Source organism: Acinetobacter sp. 251-1 (assembly GCF_030329305.1).
Taxonomy (GTDB): domain Bacteria; phylum Pseudomonadota; class Gammaproteobacteria; order Pseudomonadales; family Moraxellaceae; genus Acinetobacter; species Acinetobacter piscicola_A.
Map to the genome: position 1 here is coordinate 1 of NZ_JACANS010000065.1, position 525 is coordinate 525.

The following is a 525-nucleotide window of genomic DNA, read 5'->3' on the forward strand; positions in this document are numbered from 1 at the left end:
GGCTTTGTTGCACAAACCTATCTGTAAAGGCTTTTTCAGCGATATAATTTTCAAATGAAGAAGCCTACACACAAAATCTACCGCACAACCAATTGGCCCGCATATAACCGAGCACTCATGAGTCGCGGAAATATTGCCATTTGGTTTGATCCTGCTACGCAATGGTATGCTCCATCAAAAGGCAAACAAGGGCGAAATCAAACCTACTCCGACGCAGCTATCCAATGCTGCTTAATGATTAAATCTCTATTCCGTTTGTCTTTACGTATGGTCACTGGCTTTGTGCAAAGTCTGATTAAACTTTGCGGATTAAATTGGACCGCACCAGATTACAGTACGCTTTGTAGAAGACAAAAGCATATTGATATTGCAATCAGCTACCAAAAAAGTAGCGATGGGCTGCATCTACTCGTAGACTCTACAGGCATGAAGTTTCTAGGTGAGGGCGAATGGAAACGCAAGAAACATGGAGCTGAATATCGTCGCCAATGGCGTAAACTACATATTGGTATAGATGCCAAAACC

1 pseudogene is annotated in these 525 nt (G+C 42.5%); it reads left to right on the forward strand.

Annotation, left to right across the window (positions count from 1 at the left end):
* Positions 1-54 precede the first annotated feature (54 nt).
* A pseudogene (locus tag HX129_RS17725) lies at positions 55-525 on the forward strand (IS5-like element IS17 family transposase); the annotation flags it as partial.